This is a genomic window from Paenibacillus sp. Soil750, assembly GCF_001428045.1.
Lineage (GTDB): Bacteria > Bacillota > Bacilli > Paenibacillales > NBRC-103111 > Paenibacillus_E > Paenibacillus_E allorhizoplanae.
This window is the reverse complement of the sequence record NZ_LMSD01000023.1, coordinates 373868-396173: the sequence shown is the minus strand read 5'-3', so window position 1 is coordinate 396173 and position 22306 is coordinate 373868. Positions and strand designations below refer to the sequence as shown.

19 protein-coding genes and 1 pseudogene are annotated in these 22306 nt (G+C 41.8%); 6 read left to right on the top strand and 14 right to left on the bottom strand.

Annotated features, from left to right (window positions below; all coding sequences use genetic code 11):
* Positions 1-55: 55 nt before the first annotated feature.
* A complete protein-coding gene (locus ASL11_RS21765) occupies positions 56-301 on the top strand; it encodes a hypothetical protein (protein WP_157257009.1) in 246 nt (81 codons plus the stop codon).
* 286 nt (positions 302-587) lie between these two features.
* On the opposite strand, the gene ASL11_RS21760 is transcribed toward ASL11_RS21765, so the two are convergent.
* The 7 genes from ASL11_RS21760 to ASL11_RS21730 form a co-directional block, all read right to left on the bottom strand.
* A complete protein-coding gene (locus tag ASL11_RS21760; RefSeq protein ID WP_056619581.1) occupies positions 588-1157 on the bottom strand; it encodes a dihydrofolate reductase family protein in 570 nt (189 codons plus the stop codon).
* A 279-nt stretch (positions 1158-1436) separates the two neighbouring features.
* Complete coding sequence (locus ASL11_RS21755; protein WP_056619578.1) at positions 1437-2465, bottom strand: asparaginase; 1029 nt, start codon at positions 2463-2465, stop codon at positions 1437-1439.
* Positions 2466-2483: 18 nt separating this feature from the next.
* Positions 2484-3356 (bottom strand): sugar phosphate isomerase/epimerase family protein, encoded by an 873-nt coding sequence (locus ASL11_RS21750; RefSeq protein WP_056619576.1) that lies wholly within the window; start codon positions 3354-3356, stop codon positions 2484-2486.
* Positions 3357-3376: 20 nt separating this feature from the next.
* Complete coding sequence (locus ASL11_RS21745) at positions 3377-4651, bottom strand: alpha-L-fucosidase (protein ID WP_056619573.1); 1275 nt, start codon at positions 4649-4651, stop codon at positions 3377-3379.
* A gap of 35 nt (positions 4652-4686) precedes the next feature.
* Positions 4687-6390, bottom strand: coding sequence for an ABC transporter substrate-binding protein (locus ASL11_RS21740; RefSeq protein ID WP_056619570.1), 1704 nt, complete (start codon positions 6388-6390; stop codon positions 4687-4689).
* Positions 6391-6486: 96 nt separating this feature from the next.
* On the bottom strand, positions 6487-7422 hold the full coding sequence (locus ASL11_RS21735) for a carbohydrate ABC transporter permease (protein WP_056619567.1): 936 nt from the start codon (positions 7420-7422) through the stop codon (positions 6487-6489).
* A gap of 12 nt (positions 7423-7434) precedes the next feature.
* A complete protein-coding gene (locus ASL11_RS21730; protein WP_056619564.1) occupies positions 7435-8340 on the bottom strand; it encodes an ABC transporter permease in 906 nt (301 codons plus the stop codon).
* Positions 8341-8472: 132 nt separating this feature from the next.
* Here ASL11_RS21730 and ASL11_RS21725 point away from each other — a divergent pair, with 132 nt between their 5' ends.
* The 3 genes from ASL11_RS21725 (at position 8473) to ASL11_RS21715 (ending at position 12693) form a co-directional block, all read left to right on the top strand.
* Positions 8473-10251, top strand: a complete 1779-nt coding sequence (locus tag ASL11_RS21725; protein ID WP_056619561.1) for a sensor histidine kinase — start codon at positions 8473-8475, stop codon at positions 10249-10251.
* Entirely contained in the window at positions 10248-11768 is a 1521-nt protein-coding gene (locus tag ASL11_RS21720; protein ID WP_056619558.1) for a response regulator, read from the top strand. The genes ASL11_RS21725 and ASL11_RS21720 overlap by 4 nt, the downstream gene beginning before the upstream one ends.
* Positions 11769-11919: 151 nt before the next feature.
* Positions 11920-12693: a CPBP family intramembrane glutamic endopeptidase gene (locus ASL11_RS21715; RefSeq protein ID WP_056619554.1), complete on the top strand. Its 774-nt coding sequence runs from the start codon at positions 11920-11922 to the stop codon at positions 12691-12693.
* A gap of 82 nt (positions 12694-12775) precedes the next feature.
* Here the strand turns inward: ASL11_RS21715 and ASL11_RS21710 are convergent, their stop codons facing one another.
* The 3 genes from ASL11_RS21710 to ASL11_RS21700 are packed head-to-tail and all read right to left on the bottom strand — an operon-like array spanning position 12776 to position 16475.
* On the bottom strand, positions 12776-13897 hold the full coding sequence (locus ASL11_RS21710; RefSeq protein ID WP_056619552.1) for a Ger(x)C family spore germination protein: 1122 nt from the start codon (positions 13895-13897) through the stop codon (positions 12776-12778).
* Positions 13894-15372 carry a spore germination protein gene (locus tag ASL11_RS21705; protein ID WP_056619547.1) on the bottom strand — a complete coding sequence of 493 codons (1479 nt, stop codon included), beginning with the start codon at positions 15370-15372 and terminating at the stop codon, positions 13894-13896. Before ASL11_RS21705 ends, ASL11_RS21710 begins: the two co-directional genes overlap by 4 nt.
* Before the next feature lie 20 nt (positions 15373-15392).
* Entirely contained in the window at positions 15393-16475 is a 1083-nt protein-coding gene (locus ASL11_RS21700; protein ID WP_056619542.1) for an endospore germination permease, read from the bottom strand.
* A 543-nt stretch (positions 16476-17018) separates the two neighbouring features.
* Between ASL11_RS21700 and ASL11_RS21695 the strand changes: the two genes are divergently transcribed.
* Entirely contained in the window at positions 17019-17633 is a 615-nt protein-coding gene (locus ASL11_RS21695; protein WP_056619538.1) for a 50S ribosomal protein L25, read from the top strand.
* 100 nt (positions 17634-17733) lie between these two features.
* On the opposite strand, the gene ASL11_RS21690 is transcribed toward ASL11_RS21695, so the two are convergent.
* Entirely contained in the window at positions 17734-18204 is a 471-nt protein-coding gene (locus ASL11_RS21690; RefSeq protein ID WP_056619535.1) for a pentapeptide repeat-containing protein, read from the bottom strand.
* A gap of 59 nt (positions 18205-18263) precedes the next feature.
* Positions 18264-18827 carry an SF0329 family protein gene (locus tag ASL11_RS21685; RefSeq protein ID WP_056619531.1) on the bottom strand — a complete coding sequence of 188 codons (564 nt, stop codon included), beginning with the start codon at positions 18825-18827 and terminating at the stop codon, positions 18264-18266.
* Between the two features lie 498 nt (positions 18828-19325).
* Between ASL11_RS21685 and ASL11_RS21680 the strand changes: the two genes are divergently transcribed.
* Positions 19326-20990, top strand: coding sequence for a P-loop domain-containing protein (locus ASL11_RS21680; RefSeq protein ID WP_056619529.1), 1665 nt, complete (start codon positions 19326-19328; stop codon positions 20988-20990).
* 185 nt (positions 20991-21175) lie between these two features.
* Here the strand turns inward: ASL11_RS21680 and ASL11_RS21675 are convergent.
* Positions 21176-21661 (bottom strand): annotated as a pseudogene (locus ASL11_RS21675) (DinB family protein).
* A gap of 52 nt (positions 21662-21713) precedes the next feature.
* Entirely contained in the window at positions 21714-21872 is a 159-nt protein-coding gene (locus tag ASL11_RS36630) for a hypothetical protein (RefSeq protein WP_157257008.1), read from the bottom strand.
* Positions 21873-22306 lie beyond the last annotated feature (434 nt).

Below are 22306 nucleotides of genomic sequence, written 5' to 3'. Positions count from 1 at the left end.
CTTAACACCTATGTTAAAATATGCTAATATTGTTAATAAGGCGGTGGTTAATAAAGTGAAACAAATCTCTGATTATCTTTTTATGAGTTCTATAATTCTGCTTATATTAACTTTACTTTTTAAAGGCGTAGGTTCTAAAGGTTCTTCTAATTCAATTGGAAATATCGATTTAGCCATGCATGAAAACCATGGTAATGATTTAAAAAGTCAGGACTCGATTGTCAAAAGTATATTTAAATCAGTTTTCGTATGGATTTCAATTTTAGGAATACTTGTTTCAATTCTCTTGTCGAAATTATAAATTCCTGCCTGAAAACGAACAAAAAAGGCGCTGGTAACAAGAGCGTCTTTTTTGTTCGTTTTCAGGTAAGTAGCTAGAGAATGAGAAGAACAGCGGTATCTACACCCCATGTCCGCTATTTAACTAATTTTTTCCTTTAGCAGAATGACTAAGGATTCAGCCCATTATTACCCAACTCTATCATTGCTATGAAATCAAAAAATAAGTGACTATTACTGCCGACTGCCTTCTCCTAATATCTAATCAGCTATAATTATCCGTTAGTAGAACACCTTGTACGGCACGACTATTTCTCCAACTCATAGCGGGCCGCGATAATGCCCGACTTGAGCGTTCGGCTGGACAGCAGCTTGAGCCTGATTTTCTCACCGTCGCGGTGGAATGCCGATTTTCCGCCGCCCAAGATGACCGGACAAATCGTCAGTAGGAATTCGTCGATCAGGCCGAGCTCAAGCAACGTCTTCGCCGCCCCCGGACTACCGAAGATAACGAGATTTTTGCCAGGCTGCTCCTTGAGCGCCTTGATTTCCTCTGCGATATTGTCCTTGATCAACATCGTATTGTTCCATTCCACAATGTCCATTGAGCCGGAAATGACGATCTTCTTAACATCCTGCAGCCATTTGGCATGCTCCATCCCGTGCCTCGACGCATTCGGATCGTCCAGCACCGTGGGCCAGTAGCTCTCCATCATCCGATACGTCGTGCGTCCGTATACGGGAGAGCCGACTTCAGCTACGACCTCCTCGGCGTATTTCTCTAATTCCTCGTTGTACGGAATCCAATCTAGTCCTCCGTTCGAATCTGACGCATACCCGTCCATCGACACATGCATGAACAATACAAGTTTTCTCATGTTTGCTTCTCCTCCGATTTCGAATTTAGTTGTTCGTTTTTTTGGCAGTAGGCTCGTGGTTCGTCCTGCTCTTACGTTCACTATAAATCATTACGTTACGTAAGGATCAAGTGGAAATCTAAATTTTCTTCGCACAGGTCTATTGTAGAAAAAATGTTATTAAATAAAATATACCATATATTGGGACTATTCTGCCCTTTAGTTGAGCAGTAAAAAAAGAGACCCGCAGCAATGGGCTGAGGGTCTAAGGTTTATCCAATCAGAAAATGTTGCGAAGAACTAAATAGGGGGACATGAGGCTGTTCTCTCCAGTTGAAATCCGATTCGATACTGACCAACTACAGACCCTAAGCTATTGCGTATTTCATCTGGACACAACATACGGAGACGCGCAATTGTAGTCTCATCCTGATATCCAATTTGAGTAAGAATGGCAGCCACGACATACGCCCACTTTTCTTCACTTCCATCTGCAACCTTTAAAGCAAAAGCCAATCTCTCTCGCTTCAGAGCAAAACAGTAGATGCCTTTTGCTCCACCTTTCGCAACAATATTAGCATCATACAACAACGCTGGACAGATGAGCCCTGTTCCAGATACCCAATCCGGACAGCCATTCATGGCTGCGGTCAAGTCGCGCACAGCAGCGGAAGTGGCTGAATCCTCAATCAGTTCGGGATGTGCGAGCTTAAGAAACGCTTGCGCCGCATGGTACAAGGGCATCGCATAGACAGGAAGTCCGCAGCCGTCTATACCAAGCTGTATGCGATCGCCCTGAAGGCCTGCCATTTCGCCTATGATCGCTCGAATCTCCTGCTGCAGCGGATGGTCATCCTTTTCATATCCATGAAGCGCGTATTCTTCTGCCTGACATACGGCAAGCATGCCTATGTGCTTCCCTGAACAGTTATGATAGAGCTTCCTTTCCAGATGACCATCATGAAGCATTCGATAATGGCTTGCCGTATGCAGAGGAAAGGATGCCCCGCAAACCAATAGCTTTTCATGCAAACCAAGCTTAATGAGCAACCTTTCTAAAGTATTCACATGAAACGACTGACCTCGATGCGAGGCTGTTAGAATAGCCTGTTCCTCCAAGGTTAGATCATATTTCGTATGAAGCTGTCTGCGAAAAAAGGGAATCGCTTGGAAAGGCTTTGCCGCCGATCGTAAATACGTAACATGATGGGGATCGCCTACCTGATATCGGATATTACCCTGCAGGTCGATCCCAACCACATGTCCCCAAAATTCGCATTCCACTAATTGTCCACGCCATTCTTCCACTAGCAATGCTGCATTCGTCATATGTAGTTTCGTACCTCTCTATACCTCATGCCACAACCGCCTTGCATTGTCCATCGCGATCTTCGAAGCTGCCCTGCATTCCTCCATACCTTCAAATTCAATGGTAAGATAACCGTTGTATCCTGAATCCTTAATGAGCTTCATGATTCGACGCATGTCGATATCTCCTTGACCGACGATCGCGCCTCTTAAATAGTTGCCATTCGCGGTTGTAAACCAAGCACCTTCGCCGGGATGCTCATCGTACGGTCTGAAGTAAAAATCCTTTACATGGATCAGTGAAGCATAGGGCAAATTTTTACGCACACCGATAAGCGGCTGCTCATCTACACACATGAAATTGCCGATATCCAGTGTCGTCTTAAAGTTAGGGCGATTAACCTCCGTTAGAACGCGTTGTACACGATCACTTGCCTGTACGCTGAAGCCGTGGTTTTCAATGGTCGTGGTGATCCCGTACTGCGCCGCATAATCGGCAATGAGACGACTTCCTCTTACCATCGCGTGTAAATTCGCTTCGAACCATTGAATCGTCATCTTGTCAGTCGGTAAGGTAAAAGCTGTTACATCATGCCGCATATGTGTCATACCTAGCCTATTCACCAAATCAACATGCTGCTTGACTCTTACTATCTCTGCTTCGAATGCCTCTTCCGACTCCTGGACAAAGTTAGCCGGCATCGAATAATTGGATAGTTCAATGCCAACTTCCTTAGCTTTAGATCGGACTGCGGCTGTTAGCTCGGGCTGGTCAATCAGTGTAAAACCGTAGGGGACGATTTCCATATGTTCGCCGCCATGATCTGAAATCCACTGTATGACGTCTAGGACTGTCATTTCCCCTGTTTTTAATGCACCCAGTAAGCTATATGTGCTAAGACCGATTTTCAACGCTTATTCACCTCTGCCTCTTATTCGATTTCCAGCGCGATCACCGTATCCATATCGTCTGGTAGTTCGGCGCCGGTCAAATGAATGAATGCCCCGCTTTCAGTATCCGAATAATGTTCTGCCATCCATGGTATAGAAACCTTTAGTTCTGAACCGTCTGCGAGGAGCCTCGCCTTCTTGATTTTCCCCTTAAGCCCCTGGAAATAAATCGGTCCGATACCTCGATCAAATACGTGGGCATATAGCATATTCCCGTTCTGTGTATAGCGTCCCCATTCAGGCTTCGGTAGTGAAGAAGCTCCGCAGCCATAAATACTTTCCCCATTACGCCGCATCCATTCACCAACCGAGGTCAAAATTCGAGTGGATTCCGTTGGAATTTCTCCTCTTGCATCTGGTCCGACATTTAGAAGCATATTGCCGTTCTTACTGATGCATTCGACTAAAGCTCGAACGACCTGTTTCGGTGATTTGTAGGCAAAATCCTTCGCATGATAGCCCCAATTGTCGTTGAGTGTAATACAGGCCTCCCAGGGTACATTTAATCCGTTTTCGTCAACAATCCCGCCGGGAGGAACGATTTGCTCAGGAGAATAAAAGTCGCCGGCGTATACTTCCGGTTCTGACTTTTTAATATCTCCACCGAGCCGATTGTCAATAATAATGTCTGGTTGCAGCGAGCGAATCAGGTTAACCAGCTCCGTTGCCCTCCACTTCTCACCTGTCATATCATCGTAGGAGAAATCGAACCACATGATATCTATTTTACCATAATTTGTAAGTAACTCTTTCACTTGTGCATGCAAAAAATCCACATAACGCTCGAATTGGATGGACCGGTTTGCATAAGCTTCATTGTCTCTCATCGGATGAATGCGATCCCCATACGCCGGATAATCATCGTGATGCCAATCAATCAGTGAATAATAAAAGCCGACCTTCAATCCTTCATCGCGAAAGGCTTCTACATATTCCTTGATCAAATCTCGCTGCGCAGGTGTGTTCGTCGCTTTGTAGTCCGTAAATTCGCTGTCAAATAAACAGAAGCCATCATGATGCTTCGTCGTTAAGACAGCATATTGCTGCCCCGCCGCTTTCGCTGCCCTTGCCCAAGCTCGCGGGTCATAGCGGTCCGGTCGAAACTCTCGGAAGTACGGTTCGTACGCCTCATTACTCAGTTTCTCGACACTTCGGACCCACTCCCCCCTAGCGGGGATTGCATACAATCCCCAGTGAATAAACATGCCGAACCTTGCTTCTCGGAACCAATCTGTTCGTTCCCAACGCTTGTTCATGTTTTCCCTCCATTTTGGCGAATCGTTATCTGACATCACTTTTTATACACTTTATCGTAAGCATCCTGATAGATTTTGATGAATTGATCCATGCCGGAATCTTTAAGACCCTTCACATAAGCATCCCAATCTTTGTCAATGCTTTTGGCTCCCATGATGAACTGCAGCATAGACTGCTTGACGTAATCCGTAATAATCGGCTTCAATTGCTTCACTTGATTAGCCTGATCGTTCGTTAAGAAAATATCCGTCGGGAACTCTTCTTTCGGTTGGTGTCCCTCATACAATTCTTTGGTAGCCTTGTAAAGACGGGTTTCCAAACCATCCATCGTATAGATGTCTTGGCTTGCTGCATAGGCAGTTTCTCGATATTCGGAGGAACGAAGTCCTGGTCCCATTTGATTCCAATGGTCGTTCTGCACCTGACCTACACCATAAGTCGTTTCTTTCACCTTGAACTTAGCAGCGGTTCCGCGTGTGTTCTTATCATTCGCATCCGCTTTCACCCAGTTTCGGCCTTCTTCCCCGAAGTTGGACAATGTCGTGCCCTCATCCGAATAGAGATAATCGGCTAGACGAATTGCGGCTTCCGGATTTTTATTTTTATTCGTCACGGCAAACACCGAGTTTCCAATGCCAATGTAGTGAGCTGCGAACGACGCACCATCTGGACCCGTAAGTGGCGCAATTGGATCATAGTCTTTGTGGCGCGTTGCCGTTGGTGAGGCATCTGTGAATTCGCCGAACCAGCCTGCAGGAATCGCACCAGCTATCGCAACACCAGGACTATTCCCTTTTTGGGAAAGCGCATCCGATTTCTGCGTAAAGGCTTCCTTATCAATCAAACCTTCCGCATACAGTTTGTTTAAGAATTGCAAACCTTTTTTGAAGCCTGGTTGGTCGACCGAGGTTGCCAGCTTGCCTCCGTTCATCATGAAATAATTGTTGTCCGCATTGAAATATACGAACGCATTCATGACGAATGTCTCAATATCCGTATGCCAACCCGTTGGTGAGCCCGTGAACGCAATTTCGTCTGCTTTGCCATTCCCATTCGGATCCTTTTCCTTAAACGCTTTTAACATGTTATAGAAATCGTCGGTCGTCTTCGGTGCGTTAAGGCCCAGTTTTTGCAGCCATTTCGTATTCACCCACATTTTGGCAGAAAACTGACAGTGGTAGCACTCATTCACGGATGGTATCGCATAAATGTTGCCGTCAGGTGCTGTAATCGCCTTCTGTAAGTACGGAATATCTGTGAACGCTTTCTTAATATTCGGCGCGTATTGATCAATCAACTTGTTTAAAGGGAGAAGGACGCCTTGTTGACCGTATAACAGCTGCTCCTCTTTCGTTAGATTACCTTGCATGAAAATATCGGGATAGTCACCACTTGCTAGCAACAACTGCTTTTTCTCATTCAATGCCGCTGTTTCTCCAGGCACTAGCTGCCAGTTCAAATGAATATTCGTCTTACCTTCCAAATATTTGGTGAACCAATTCGTATTCAAATCGGCAATATTCGCAGATTGAGGCGCGAAGGCACTCATTGTAATTTTATTTTTTGCAATCGGAAAGCCAGTTGTACTAACGTCTTTTCCGCCATCAGAGCTTGCAGCCCCTGTTGGACTAGCACTACCTTGTGGATCATCATTGGACGTGCAGCCCACTACAGGCAATGTTATAAATAAAATCAGGACCGCCGATAACCAAGTTTTTCTGGTTCCTTTATTTACCATGCGTAAACCCTCCTTGTTTTTCATAGCTATTCAATTTCCATGTGGACACAACCTTAACAATTTCCCGGCATCCCTCCCCTCATTGTGTACCTGATGTCAACCTTTCAGTGAACCAATCAAAAGTCCTTTTACAAAATGCTTTTGTACAAACGGATATAACATGAGAACAGGCGCGCTCGCCACGACGATCAGTGAATATTTAAGAAGTTCTTTTAACCCTTGCCGATCCGCAAGTTCTTTGACATCCTTAATCATCGTTGGATCAATGGAGTTCAAGATCAGAATATTTCGTAAAATAAGCTGCAACGGATACAATTTAGCCGATTTCAAGAAAATTAATGCTTCAAAATAAGAGTTCCAATAACCAATCGCATACATAAGCACGAGAACGGCAATGATCGGTTTAGACAACGGGATGACAATGCGGAGTAGAAACTTAAAATCGCTGCATCCATCTAAATGTGCTGCCTCCGTTAATTCCGAAGGAATTGAGGTTTGAAAAAACGTCCTTGCAAGAATGACCTGCCATACCGAAATGGCGCCTGGAATAATCATTGCCCATCTCGTGTCGAGCAACCCCATTCCTTTAACAGTTAAATAGTAGGGAATTAATCCTCCGTTGAACAGCATTGTAAAAATAAACAGTGCGGTGATGACGTTGCGTCCATAAAAATTTTTGCGCGAAAGCGGGTATGCCGCTGTTATCGTCAACATCACGCTAAGCAGTGTCCCGAAGAATAGATAGAACAAAGAATTCCCGTAGCCCGTCAGGATTTGCGGATTCTGAAATACGGCTTTGTACCCTCGAAGGGTTGGCTCAACTGGGAACAACCACACCTTGCCTGAGATCACAGCTGACGAGGAGCTGAACGATGAACTAACGATATAAATGAGCGGGTATGCCACAATGATTAAGCAAATAATCAGAAATATATAGACAAAGAACAAATACATTCTGTCGACACTATTTTCAAGAATGCGTGTAGGTGCCTTTCTCGCCTTGAGCAGCACGGTTTGCTCGGAATTCACCATCTCATTTACCTCCTACCACAAGCTTGTCTCTGAATTTTTCCTTGCCACATAGTTGACCACAATGAGCAGTAATAAATTGACAACCGAATTAAAAAGTCCGACAGCTGCAGAGAAACTGAAGTTCGCTCCGACCAAGCCCATTTTGTAAACATACGTAGATATGACCTCGGACGCTCCAACATTAATTGCATTTTGCATCAAGTACACCTTTTCGAATCCAACGTTCATGATTTGACCAGCATTCAGAATAAGTAAGATAACCGCCGTTGGCATGAGGCTGGGTAAGTCGATATTTATCATCCGTTGAAACCGTGATGCACCGTCTACTTTTGCCGCCTCATACAAATGCGGGTCTACCCCTGCCAGAGCGGCAATGTAAATGACCGAGGCATATCCTGTAAACTGCCAGACGTCGGAAAGGACATAAACGGTTTTGAAATACGCCGGCTTTGACATGATATTCTCCGCTGGAAATCCGAACTTATCTGCTAATAGATGAACGAAGCCTAACTGAGGAGAAAGGAACAGCATAATGATCGAAACCATGATAACCGTAGAAATAAAATAAGGAGCGAATGTGACTAACTGTACAGTCCTTTTAAAAATCCCGTTTTTTAGTTCATTCAATGCAAGTGCAAGTATGATTGGTGCCGGAAAGCCAACGAGAAGTGAGTAAAGGCTGAGGAGAGCCGTATTTTTGATCACCCTCCAAAAAATGGGTAGATGGAAAAAGTCCACAAAATGCTTGAAACCGATCCAATCACTTCCCCATATTCCTTTCGTGACCATAAAGTTTTTAAACGCGATTTGTACGCCAACCATCGGTATGTATTTAAAAATGATCAAATAAACAAGTGACGGCAGAATAATCAGATAGAGTTGCCAGTTTTTCTTTACCATTTTAAGTGCTATACTCATGGTACTCCCCCTCGATGCAGTGACTATTCGCTTGTATTAAGCGCTTACAAATCCAATAATAACGAAATATGTCTCATAATTATAGTGATCATTTTTAAGCAGGTAGTGTCCGTTTATAAGGTGGTGTGATCCGTGAAATTGAAGCCTGCTTTCAGCTATCAGAACTTGTCGATTGTAAAAAAAATGGCAATAGGCTACATCTTCATCATCTTTATTCCGATTATTTCATTCGGTCTGTTCCTTTATAACCAGAACTATAATAGCTTTCTCGAGGAATACGCGCAAGGCAGACAAAAAATTGTGAATCAAGTCCTTAATAACGTCAATGTAAGTACGGTACAGATCGAATCTGCGTATCAGTTATTCCAAAATAATTCGAACACGATTGCCTATTTAAGCGGGAACTACCGGAGCGATTTTGAACAAGTTTCCAATTTTTTGACTTACATCAGACCTTTGTTTTCTTATATTTTGTCATCTAATCAAATGATTGATGGGATGACGATCTACATGGAGCAGCAAAACGGTATGGTTTTCCGACCCGAAATGGCAAGAATGGACGAATTCAAGTTGGATGAGAGCATTAAGAAGCTTCCGCTAGGTATAGGTAAATGGATAACGTTTACGAGTGGCTCCAATCAAGACATCAATCTTCATTATTTTCATAAAATTGGAAATCGGAATTTTGAGCAAGACATCGGACTTCTCGATATCAAGGTGACTTCTAATTTCATAAAACCTTTATTGGAATCGCTTAATTTAAACAGCAAAAGTAATTTTTATGTCCTCGATCAGGATAATCAGGTTATTTCTCATATTGAAAAAATTCCCTTATCCAAAGATTCAGAGATGGCCTTATTGGACCAAGCCTTCCAACCTAATGCTAAATACGCGTATCACACGTTTAATGGAAATAAAATGCTGATTGAATCCTTTTATTCTGACAGCTTGAAACTGCAGTTTGTAATGATGGAGCAAGTAGACACCGTCTTTATTGGGATCAAAAAAAATAAGTATATTCTCGTATTGATTGTAGCTCTCCTATTACTGCTTCTTTCCGGCATCTACTATCTGATCGCCAGTTCGATAACGAAGCGCATTCTGAAGCTTTCCAAGCATATGCGGCAAGTTGACGAAAACCATTTCCCTATCTATCGCGGGGAAATCAATAAAGACGAAGTCGGACATCTGACTTCCTCTTATAATGCGATGATCAAGCGCATGGATGAGTTGGTTAATACCGTCCATCGTTCGGAAATGCTGCGAAAAGAATCGGCCTATCTCATGATGCAAGCACAAATCAAGCCTCATTTTCTATACAATACACTCGAATCGATTCGCATGATCGCAGAAGCCAACGATGACCCCGAAGCAGCTGAGATGTCCTATACGCTAGGCAAGCTATTCCGCTACAGTCTATCTGGAACGAAAAATGAGACTTCGCTCCGAGAAGAAGTGGACAATGTCAAAGACTATATTAAAATTCAGCAAATTAGATTGGCTGACCGCCTGAAAGTAACGTTTGAGATCGATGCAGCTATCGATAATTTTCAATGTCCCCACTATATGCTTCAGCCGATCATTGAAAATAGTATTGTTCACGGGATTGCGAATGTAAGAAAACAAGGATCACTTTCGATCCGGATTTGGGAGGATTCTGCTTTCATGTTCATTAGCGTTGTTGATACGGGTATTGGGATTGAGGAAGAACGCCTTATACTCCTCCAAGGCGTGTTAAACGGCACCATGGATGTCCATCGTTTGCAGAAAAGTGGCGGAGGTCTCGGAATTATGAATGTAAATGAACGTGTGAAAATGTTTTTTGGCGATCGTTCCGGTATTCAAATAGAGAGTAAGCTTCATGAAGGGACGATATGTTTACTCAAGTTAGCTAAGGGGGTAACATCATGAAGCTGATGGTAGTCGATGATGAACCTATCATCTTAAATGGTATTATCCGTATGATTGAGAAAGCGCATACTCCATTTATCGAGATCATCGGTGCTAATGACGGCGTTGATGCCATGCATAAACTAGCGACTTTTCAACCTGACTTGATTCTTACGGATATTCATATGCCTGAAATGGATGGACTCACTCTGATAAAGGAAATACAATCTTTGAACCTTTGCAATAAGTTCGTTATCTTGACTGGCTATGGAGATTTCGCTTATGCCAGACAAGCGCTTCGCTATCAAGTCATCGACTATTTGTTGAAACCGATTAATAAGGAAGAACTAATAAACGTACTAGAGCGAATCGGGAGAAGCATTCAGGATGAACAAAAGCAAATCATCGAGTATGACCTACTTCTGCTCAAAGAACATATCCTTTTCAATACGCAATTTGATGACTTGCCGTTTAAACCTGAACAGTTGCAATCTCTGTTTCCCCATCCTTATACTACGATAATTGTGATCCAAGCAACCAATCATATACCGCTTTTGACAACCGAAAGCCTCTCAAGTAAGGGTACCCATCTAGCACGTATTTTTCAGAAATTGTACACATTCCAATCTCGCTTCTTGCAGCAAAGTATCATAATTACGAATAGTGTGCACCTCCCCACCAATGAAGATCTACAGCTTGCATGTGGCGAGTTATTCGGTACCGAGAGAAAGCAAGGCAGCGGATTTTGCATTGGGGTTAGCATACGGAAGAATGATATTGAGCATATACGTGATCTGTATATTGAGGCTATGGCTGCGATGTTATTCAATCGATACTTTTCCTCCAGCACCATAACCCTCTATAAACCGGAGTCAGCATACATACATCAAAACTTTGATAAACTTGTACAATACATTGAACGTTCAATTGACGAACAGCTTACAATAGAGCAGATCGAGAAGGATGTACAATCCATACTTCCTCATTTTCCGGGCAATACTGTAAGTAATATCAAGCTTCGCGAGCAGTTTCTTATCTGTGTTAGTGTTTACTTGCAAAGTGTTGGCTTAACGCCTGAAGCCATCTGGGGTGAATATGCAGCATCCAAGCTTTTTTTATCGAACAACACGTTACATACAGATATCCATATCTCGGAGATCATTGCGCAGCTTATTCAATATATTCGCATCTCCAACCACCACCAACCGAACATTCATACAATTGATAAAATCGTCGCTTTCGTGGAACAAAATTACAAGTTGGATTTATCGCTCGATGCGGTTGCCGATCATGTGCAAATGCACCCTAATTACATCAGTATGTTGTTCCGGAAAGAGATGGGACTGACCTTCCTTCATTACTTGCATACCTTTCGAATTAACAAAGCAAAACAAATTATGCATGAGAATCCGGAATGGCCGATCAACACGATTGCAGAGCAAGCTGGTTATGAAAACCCACGGCAATTTTTCAAAGTATTTAAAAAATTCGAGAACATTACACCTGGACAATTCAGGCTTGAAAATTCCTCTTTTTGAAGTTCCACATAACGAGACAGATCGCTAAGAAATATGTTTATACTATTCTTCATCCTTATTGTCCTCTCACTTCAAATTAAATATTCCTTTTTTATCCAAATATCGATATAATGAGATTTGTTTACATTTTGATGAAAGAGAGGTGTATGGCATGCGCCTTAAATCTGACCAACCTTCCAAGGGTCGGCCAGTTCTATTCTCGCTCTTCCTCGGCATTGTGCTAACCTTATTGATTTCTGTAGCATCAGCTGTAGCAACCGTTCAAGGCTTGGGTGATACAGGCATGTTGATCGCCCAAGGGTGTGCATTCTTCGTCATGGCTATCGCTATTACAATGTATATGCTAAAGAAGGACAGCACGATGTCCATCTATGGCTTCAAGCGGCTGACAGGAAGGGACACTAAAGCAGCGCTGTACTATATTCCGCTCGGTATCATTGTCCTAGTTCAGCCTGTGATTGGTGGATTAAATAGCGAACTGTCCTTAGGTAAGGTTGTCTTAATTGTCCTTTTTTCACTTTTAGTCGGGTATACCGAAGAGTCAATCTTCCGAGGGATAATTTGGGTCAAGTTGAGGGAAAAAGGTCCCCTGTTTTACATCCTGTTTTCTTCCATCTTTTTTGGTATCCTACACATGGCCAATGCCCTAAATGGCAGGGACTGGTTGTCAATTTTACTTCAGATAATAAACGCGTTTCTTATCGGACTCATTTTAGCATTGCTGATTGAAATGACAGCTCGCATTCTCCCCTTAATCATTTTTCATTTTATGTTCGATGCACTCGCCCAACTGACAAACTCAACAACAACTGATAACGAAGTTTTTGTTGTTGCTGTACTGAATATCTGCTACTTGCTTTATGGTACTTATTTAGTTGTCAAAGTAACACGCAGACGCAAAACGAACATTCAAATATCTGCCTGATCTTATTCATTTGTAAAAAGCATTCCCTGCTGACGTAGTCAAACTGGAATGCTTTTTTGTGTTTTTCAGTAGATTTACTTTATTATCCCGCCTTATAAGTTCCCGAATTCTCTAGGAACAAATGGAGATTCACCTTCAAGGCAGGTTTGACATTAGGTGAATGGTAAATTTCTCGCCATTGGCGAAGATCATATTTAAACATTTCCTTACCCAAATTCAGCAAGTCGGTGTTGGATTTTCGACCCAGTTGAAAGGTTTCCATGATTTCATTGCGTATCGTTTTGTCCACAGCCGCCCTCAGCTCTTCTTTGGAGAACTGACCATTCCCCATTTCCATACTGGCTTTTATTTTTAAGTCCAGAATATATTGAAGCTGTCCTTTCGCATAAGTCCACTTTACGCTCCGATGACTACTTCTCACCATACACGTCACTTGAAATTGCTGTCCATTTACCTGCAGCAGGACCTCATCTGAAGGTTTGTTCATCCAACGAATTCCTTCGACATCGGAAAGCAGAAATTTCTTTTTATACTTTTTTTGATAAAAAGCATAGAGTCCATCGATATAGGCTACGGGCATCGGTTTTTCTTTAGTCTCCCAATTGTTATGTAACGATAGAGAGGGAATAAACGCCGTTTCCCCGGGCTCTCTATAGGCCTTAAGGAATTGTCTCACAGAAACTGGCCGAGTCCGTGCTACTTTGGCGGCAGCAGGTCTAGGATTGTGGATGACCGTCAGCTCAGGCGAGAGCCCAAGTAGAGCATCTGAACCAAACAATGGCGTGATGGGCTCTTCGGTCCCAAATAACCAGACAGTATAACGAAGCTCCCGATAACGGTATAACGCTTCTAGGATGTCCCCTACATCTTGCTCAAGCGCCCGGCTGGTTAAGACAAGAGCTGTCACCTGTCCTAAATATAACTGCTGCTGGGATGTCATTTGATTTAAATTTTGAAAAGCGACAAACGGGTTACTACCGGATGCTGTACCTATCCATGTGCTCTCTCCAGCATTTTTTCCCGTCCCACGCTTGGCAACGTTACTGAAATTAATAAGTTGGGAAGATACGAGATATTGTCCGTCTTTATAATCAACGCCAATTGCAGCTACGAACACGGTATCTTGAAGCTCTCTTCGATCCCAACAACCGGTGAGGAGCAGGCTGCAGCTTAGAATCAATACAACGATACGTCCGAAGTTCAAGAAGCGTCATCTCCTTGACGGGTGGCATCTTTTGGGTGCAGAGAACCTGGTCTCTTTTTCATTTGAGATAGTGGTTTTCTCACTAAAGCAGGTATCAATTCCTTCCAAAGCGGTGGAGACATTGGAGTCAAGTAAGGGATGCCGAAGGATTCCAAGCCGGACATATAAAAGACAATGCAGATAACGGAAAGGATGAACCCAAATATGCCAAAAAAGCAGGACATGAGAAGAACATAAAATCTAAAAATGGTCGCAGTCCCATTTAAATTTTGGTTGATCAGCATAAAAGATGCAACGGTAGATATCGATACGACCACGATCATGATTGGCGAGGTAAGACCGGCTTTTACAGACATGTCACCAATGATAAGCCCGCCGACAACGGCAACCGTCTGACCGACCGATTTGGGCAAACGAACGCCTGCTTCCCGAAACACTTCAAAAATACTAACCACTAGAAACGCTTCGAGTGTGGACGGCATAGGAAGACCAGCCCTGTTTACTTTTGCTGAAGCCACCAGGGAGAAAGGGAGCTGGTCGATATTGAAGGCGGATAATGCGACCCAGAAGCCCGGCAATAGTGTACCTATAATAAATCCAAGTATTCTAAGGAGTCTTTCAAGGGTAACAAATTGAAAAGGTAAATAGAGATCCTCCGGTGTTTTGAGAATCTCGGTAAACGTGACTGGAGCAATAATGGCGTTAGGGGAGCCATCAGCTAAAAAAACAAACCGACCGACCATTAAGCTTTCAGTCACATAATCCGGACGCCCGATATAATCGATTAACGGAAATAAAGAAATCGGACTATCAGCAAGCATGACCTCCAATTGGCTGCTATTATGCAGCACATCCACATCAATTTTACAAAGACGTTCTTTGGCTTCTTCGATCAAATCAGAATTTGCAATATCATTTACATACAATAATGCTACCTTGGTTTGACTTCTTCTACCGACAGTGAAATATTCAACACACAATGTGGCTGATTTAATTCTGCGTCGAACCAAGGCGACGTTGGTTGTCAAGTCTTCGGTAAAACCGTCACGCGGCCCTTTTACTGAGACCTCTGATGCGGATTCCTCAGGATTGCGTTTCGGAGCATTGGCGATTTCCAGAGAATAAAAGGTTTTTGATTTTTCTAAATATATAATTAAGGTTCCAGTAAAAACATCAGCTGTCAGCGTATCAACGTTGTCATTCCCATTCAGCTTTTTCAATCGTAAAGGACCGAAGCACTCAAGAGATTGTTCGTCCGGATGAAGCTCTATCATGCCCTCCAAATGAAGCAGGACATAATTATTGATTTGCTTGGAATCGGCTATGCCGATGCAGTAGATTAAAATCACGCTATGCGTTGAATGACGAAAATTCATTAATACGTTATCGATTTGAACATCTTGGCTGTTTTTGAACAGCCGCCTGATGGAGTGCTCCTCTAAAGAACCGATGGTGATCTTGTCTGACTGCAGCATAGTTGTACCACCTTTTTAAACTACTTTGTTACATTCTTTTGCCTCCATAGAGCGATAAGAACGAGCAGGATCACGACGATCAGCAAATGGAATAGTAATACCGCTGGAAAATACCAATGCCGTAAAAAAAACAAAAAATCATAATCGCTGATATGTAGTAGGCTAGCCAGGATGAATCCTGCACCAATCAATGAAGCAGCTAATGCTCGAGTACGCCGCTTATTCAAATTCGCAAGATCGAGAATTAGACAGATGCCAAGTGAAATTCGAACGGATGCACCGGTGACCCACTGATAAATGGACAAATAATCCATATGCTCAATAAAATGTCCAATACGTAGAAGTCGCCATTCTTCAAAAGAAGGATATCGTTGTTTGGCAGCCTCCACAGGCCCAAACTCACTGATCGAGCCTAAAGTCGGACCAAAAGCCAGGAAGACTAACAGCAGAGCAAGTAATATATAATAAAATAATGATTTTTTTGAAGCTTGCTGATTTAGAAATATGATGATGACCAACTCCGACAATCCGCCTCCAACATAAATCAGCCCTTTCAGAATAGGACTCCAACCGTTTTCAAGGACTGGAAAGATACTGGAGTAATCCTTATTCGGAATGTTCGCAAAGGAAATGTAGAAACCGAGCAAAGATACGGTCGGCAAAAAAATGCCACATGCAATCATAATCATGCGTACACCAAAAACGCTGACAATCGTGGATAAACCACATAAGAATAAGGCAATGACAAGCACGGGGGTATGTGGTAAATAGGAGACATGCGTCCACATGACCGTATCTTTAACCGCGACGAAGACGAAAAAAATAAAATATATGATCCATAAACTCCGAAATAAAAGGGACGGTATAAAGCCATAGTTGATCTTGATCCAGTCTTGAATGTTACGTCCGCTCGTTTTTTTACAGATGTAGTAAACCGGAATCATAAATAAGCAGATGGGTGCAGTCAATATTACTATGCTGATCCAAGAGTCCCTTTGTACCGTTTCCAATAATAGAGGGACCATTTGAACGTGATTCATTAGACCGACAGACATCATTAAAGTCATCATGACGAGCGCAAAGGGCAAATTCTTTTGAATCATGCGTGAATCCCCCTCTGAGATGAAATGAGCTTGATTTTTATATGCTTACCCATTTTCAGGAAAATATCCCTTTCATTTTATTCTCTGCGAATTTTCAGGTGTTCTTTAATCGGACAACTAACAAGCCCTAGTCTCCGGATAATTGCGAACATGGTTCTTAAAGTCAGTGACAGGGTTGTAACAACTTTACCTTATGCAATCAATCCGCAGAAGGCTCTCGATTCTCGGCGTTCTTGATCAACGTAAAAAGACGGCATATGTTGCCGCCTCTCGCTCTTTTAATACCCGGTATAGTGTAAGCTTGCTAATATAATGCTTATGTAATTTATGTTACTAATCCCTACGTTTTGGTGTTACTGCATACCCATAAACAAACACAGCAGGATATTTCCTCATAAATCCAAGCATCTCATTAACAGTTGGAGAGTTATTCTGTCTATCTTGTGGGTTAAGAATATTGAGTAATGTTTGAGCTTTCTCTGAATCGGGTATGTAATACTAGGGCTTTTAGCCGCTATTGCAATCGTTCAGGAGGTGTTCGTAATGAGTAATTCTATTCAACTATTAGACCGTACCTGTAGACTAAAACAGATGAGAAAGCAAGGGAAAATTCCGGCAGTCGTATACAGCAGCAGAATGAAAAGCGAGCATGTAGCTGTTGAGGAGAAAGTAATCCGCGCCGCACTTAAAAGCAATGCACATGCGATTCTGGAAGTCGCCCTGCCTTCCAAGAAAAAGCATCCCGTGATGATTCAGCAAGTTCAAAAGGACTGTTTAAGCGGACAATTGATTCATATCGATTTTCTGCAAATCAATATGAAAGAGAAGCTTGATACTGCTGTGGCCGTTCATTTCAGCGGAGAACCCCTCGGCACCAAAGAAGGCGGTATGCTGCAGATTGAGATGCATGAGGTCCTGATTCGCTGTATGCCAAATAAGCTGCCGAGTTCATTGGATGTGGATATCAGCAAGCTGAGCATAGGCGACAAATTGCATGTTTCCGACTTGGAAGCGGGCAAGGATGTAGAAATCTTAACAGATCCGGAAGCAATTCTTGTAACCATCCTGGCAGCTCAGAAGCTAGATGAAACACTTGAGCCTGCAGCCTTAGAACCTCAAGCAGATTCAGATGCCGCGGAAGCGGAAAGCGCAAGGTAGAAGTTTATGGAGGCAGCCGATCATGCCGGCTGCCTCCCATTGGTGTTTATTGAACAAACATTCATCGTTAGCGGAAAAATTGCTGATGATGCATTATTTATTATTTATTTTTTATTAATTCTTCTACTAACACCCCGTTAATCTTCAATCCAGATATATCACAATCGCGAATATCCAGATTTGCTAAATTACAGTTTGTTAGTTGCCCATTAGATAAGTCACAATTTACAAAGCTAGTTGGTTTGTAATCGCCATTTGGATTGTAATTACCATCCCCCTCCATAGGGAGAACAACATTACGAAATTCAGTGCCAATTAAATGAACATGGTCAAGAACAGCATGACTAAAATTGGCATTTTTGATTTCTGTGCCAGTGAGATTAGCATTTGAAATTCTAAAATCAGACATATTCACATCATTTAATACCATGCCTCTCATATTTGCATTATTAATTTGTGTCTTTGTCAAATTAACATTGTCAAAATATAATTCCTCAGCTTTAACCTTTTGAAACCTCGACCCAGAGAGATCAGCCATTTCAAAATCTAAACGTTCTACCTTTAATTCCATCTTCACAAACCTCCAATATTAGTATTAAACCAATTCTTCGACAGCTCACTTTTAAATTTTCATAATGTACGAAGTCGTAGTTCAAAAAAATACTGTACAATTGGATGCTTTAACTTCATCTTCTCGGTCATGTTTAGAATTCGTTTTTTTCCAACTCGTCTGTCAACCAAAGCTAGAATATTCAATAAGATATCATTGCTCTCTATGCTTTCCTCTATTGAAATGGATAAAAACTTATTAGCTATAACGATAAAATTTGATTTACTTAATGCTGATTGTGCTGACAAAAGCTCCTTTGCATATTCCGATATTTTTCTACTTCTTGCTATTACTTTTAAACGATCCTCCGGAACACTCCCGTTAGTATCTTTTCTGACCGCTTCAATTTCATCATTATTGATCGGAATCTGGATATCTGAATCATTCTTAATTTCCAACTCCGTCTGATACCATCTGATTAAGGTATCACTCATATTGAGTACTTTCTTTTTATCAACCGCAATATAGCAAAGTCCTGCTTTATCTGGTAAATAGCGGTAGCTGGTTGAAAGGTATTCGACCCTTCCATTTAGCGCAGGACTGAGAAAACTCTCCAGTTGTTGTTTCAATTTGCTCCAGGCCATTTCATCCTCCTGTATTTTGTATTATAAAAAACCGTTGAAGCTCTCGTTCTATTTTCTATAATACAATAACCACCACATCGATCCAAAACACCAATCCTCCCTCCTCTATTTCAGGGCTTGAGTTAATTATAATTAATCTTTCCCTATATTGTGGATGATCTTAATGTTACGATACTGTTGCCGCAAAAATAAATCGTAACGAGGTGAGGACAATGATAACAAAAAAATATACGTCTTATCCTCATGTTGCTTTTTAGTTATTCTTTTACGAATACATTAGTCCCTGAGGGTAGAATTCACTCACAGGGCTTTTATATTTAGACAGAAGAAACGTTTAAGCTTTCTTGCCGTCTATGACAGCCACTTACGAAGTGGCTGTTATTTTTTTAGGCATCGTTTCCCGTTATTCACCGCTTTCCAAATATGAAAGGATGATGCTTTATTAAAAGACTCGCTCAATATTTTCGCTCATTACAATCCGGACAGTCATCTTACAGTATGATTTATGAAGGTTCATACTATGAAGATGGAGGGACGATATCTGACCCAACCTATTGGAATAATGATGTTGCCTATTACATTGAACGGACACATAAACTCACACTGGATAAGCCATGTATCACCATAAAAATACCTTTTGATCGTCTCGGCTTAGATGAAAATATCGATCAAGTTGTTCTCTCAGATTTTGCATTACGAGAATGGGTTGATCATATTGAGGCATTAAATAAATTGATTTATAACCGGTCTCGTTCTGATAAAGAAAATGGTGCTTTTTATTGCTTTCGTCCAACCAATGTGGTGTTGCAACGGAATGCATCCTTTGTCGAAGTCATCTCCGAAAAATGGTATCTATGCTTAATGATTACCGTTCAACTTCCATTCAAGAATAATGATAAAGCTATGCGCATGCTATGCAAAATGCTTCCCAAAGAAGTGGAGGATTTAATTGCCAAGTGGGATCTCATCCAATTAAATGCTGCCTATGAATTGGTAATAAAACAAAATAGGATTCGCGAATGGCTGAAATCTAGTAGATATTGTGCGTTTATTGCGAATGGCAGCATATTGCCAAGAAATAATGACAACAGCGGACCACTGGAGGGTGCGTTACCTTTTACATCCCCGGAAGATGTTGAAATTGACATTTATGGTTTGCGAGGAATGGGAATAAAACATGGTGTGACGGTCATCACCGGCGGTGGTTATTCGGGTAAAAGCACATTGCTGGACGCACTAAATTCGGGAATTTACAATCACAGCATTGGCGACGGGCGTGAATTTGTGATTACTGATCAAAGTGCAATGGAAATTTCTGCAGAGGAAGGTCGTTCCATAACAAATATCAATATTACACCTTTCATCAAATGGATTCCCAATGGTTCCGCTGAACAGTTTTCGACTCACTACGCCTCAGGTTCCACATCTCAAGCCGCAAATATTATGGAGGCAATCAACGTCGGGTGTAAGCTTCTTCTTATTGATGAAGACAGAAGTGCAACGAATTTTATGATTCAAGATATCAAAATGCGTTCCTTAATCAAGCATGAACCCATTACACCTTTTACGGAGCGTGTCAGGGAGCTTTATGAGGCTGCCCACGTATCTTCCGTTCTTGTTATTGGAGGTAGCGGTGAGTTTTTATCCGTTGCCGATCAAATCATCCTGATGGACAATTTTGTGCCAATAAACGTAACTCAGGAAGCAAAAAAATTATGTGAACACGACAAACCACGCGAACGTATCCCCCTTACAAAATGGGAGATAGAAAGAAAAATAACCTCCGATCAATTTTCGAGCTATCCCCAGGGCAGTGGTACAGAAAAGCTGATGGTTTCAACCATGGGATACATGATGATAGGCGATGAACAAATTGATATCAGAGGGCTTTATAATATCACATCACAAGCCCAGCTTGCAGCTATTGCCTTTTTAATTCGAAAAATGGCTATAAGTAATCAGGACCGCCTCATTTTTCTTCAAGAAAAGTTCGAAAAAGCCCTCGAAGATATGGAGAGAGAAGGCGTAGATATCGTATTTTCTTCCTTTTTTCCTGGGTTCGAAAGATGGCTTGAATTACCAAGAATTAATGAAGTATTATCTGTCATAAACCGAATGAAACATTTGAATTTTATTCAGCTTGAGCCCTATGAACACCTCTAAATATAACATAAATATACGAATGCCAAAGAGCTACTGTCGCGTGGAAGCGGTCCTTATTTCTATATGCCAAAATTGGAAAGCTACTTTTCAATTTCACTCCACTAATCTCCCTTTACTTGAATGAACAAATAGAGGAGCTGCCGCGATGCAAGCTCCTCTACTATTTAATCTTCTAGATAATTTTCTTAGTTCGCATCTGCTTTCCAACTCTTTTGTAGCTTACGAATATAACAGATTTGACCAATGTGATAGGCATTATGAGTTGAGACGTTACCGATTATTTCCCACCACTAGGCAGCCTCTGGGAAACCTAATACATCACTTTCGACTTTTTCTTCAGTAAGTAGATCTTGCCATTTTAAAAGCACCTCTAATAGTCGTTCTTTTATTTCAGTGAATTTTTGATCTTCGGGAAAAATAAAACTTCTATTATTATTTCCTATGGAAGGCACAGCATTGACATGAGATTTTTGGTACCTGGTTTGCCAAGTTTCATTCCAATACAGTAAATGCTGCACAATTTCAGCGATACTATTACTATCTTCACTAGGTTTCCATAACGCAACTTCCTCTGACAAATTATCAACTGCATCGGAAAATGGTAGGTACCAACTAGGGTCATTAGCATTTGCTAACAACTGATTAGATAAAATATCTTTTACATGAAACATACTTTTCACACTCCTTATGAAGGATAAGCGGCAGACGGTACTTCTTCAAGCATTAGAGTTTACTCACCGTACCCCTTAGGCCTGTTCTGTCTCTTCTAGCAGACGGTCCAATGCGTAAAGCACGAACGCCGAAATAAATCATAGCCGCCCAGAGAACATCACCGAAATGTTTCACTTTCACCACAAAATCGGGGAGCGAGGAAGTATTCATCCTCGAACCGATCCCAAGCATTATGCATACCAATACTGCTAGAAGGTACTTCACTCTTGTTCTCACAAATTCCCTAAATTGGAATACCCCTCTTGCTGTTATTTAATAAGGTGAAGCGACTCGTCATCAAACGGATTATAGGAAGTATTTTTCATTTTAAACCTCCTCAAATTTCACTATCCATATTATAACATTTTTCTGATAAAAAGCCGTATATCTCGTGATATACGGCTTCTTGCTTTACTATTCACTTATTTGATGATCATGACTGGACATCAGCTAGATGATAAATCACACTGGCGGGATCCCCTGTTTTTAGCTCGGCTGAGAATTCAACCCCGTTAACTAAACTACATTTGAAAGCTATCGCCGAGTATACCCATCTACCATGATGATTAAGAAAGCAAAGAGCGAGTTGACCGACTTCTTTTCGT

Excerpts from the sequence above, each read along its gene's own strand:
- ASL11_RS21740 (WP_056619570.1), bottom strand. The coding sequence starts at position 6,390 with ATGGTAAATAAAGGAACCAGAAAAACTTGGTTATCGGCGGTCCTGATT.
- ASL11_RS21735 (WP_056619567.1), bottom strand. The coding sequence starts at position 7,422 with ATGGTGAATTCCGAGCAAACCGTGCTGCTCAAGGCGAGAAAGGCACCT.
- ASL11_RS21705 (WP_056619547.1), bottom strand. The coding sequence starts at position 15,372 with ATGCTGCAGTCAGACAAGATCACCATCGGTTCTTTAGAGGAGCACTCC.
- ASL11_RS21700 (WP_056619542.1), bottom strand. The coding sequence starts at position 16,475 with ATGATTCAAAAGAATTTGCCCTTTGCGCTCGTCATGATGACTTTAATG.
- ASL11_RS21685 (WP_056619531.1), bottom strand. The coding sequence starts at position 18,827 with ATGGCCTGGAGCAAATTGAAACAACAACTGGAGAGTTTTCTCAGTCCT.
- ASL11_RS21730 (WP_056619564.1), bottom strand. The coding sequence starts at position 8,340 with ATGAGTATAGCACTTAAAATGGTAAAGAAAAACTGGCAACTCTATCTG.
- ASL11_RS21755 (WP_056619578.1), bottom strand. The coding sequence starts at position 2,465 with ATGACGAATGCAGCATTGCTAGTGGAAGAATGGCGTGGACAATTAGTG.
- ASL11_RS21680 (WP_056619529.1), top strand. The coding sequence starts at position 19,326 with ATGATTTATGAAGGTTCATACTATGAAGATGGAGGGACGATATCTGAC.
- ASL11_RS21690 (WP_056619535.1), bottom strand. The coding sequence starts at position 18,204 with ATGGAATTAAAGGTAGAACGTTTAGATTTTGAAATGGCTGATCTCTCT.
- ASL11_RS21715 (WP_056619554.1), top strand. The coding sequence starts at position 11,920 with ATGCGCCTTAAATCTGACCAACCTTCCAAGGGTCGGCCAGTTCTATTC.
- ASL11_RS21695 (WP_056619538.1), top strand. The coding sequence starts at position 17,019 with ATGAGTAATTCTATTCAACTATTAGACCGTACCTGTAGACTAAAACAG.
- ASL11_RS21720 (WP_056619558.1), top strand. The coding sequence starts at position 10,248 with ATGAAGCTGATGGTAGTCGATGATGAACCTATCATCTTAAATGGTATT.
- ASL11_RS21745 (WP_056619573.1), bottom strand. The coding sequence starts at position 4,651 with ATGAACAAGCGTTGGGAACGAACAGATTGGTTCCGAGAAGCAAGGTTC.
- ASL11_RS36630 (WP_157257008.1), bottom strand. The coding sequence starts at position 21,872 with ATGAATACTTCCTCGCTCCCCGATTTTGTGGTGAAAGTGAAACATTTC.
- ASL11_RS21760 (WP_056619581.1), bottom strand. The coding sequence starts at position 1,157 with ATGAGAAAACTTGTATTGTTCATGCATGTGTCGATGGACGGGTATGCG.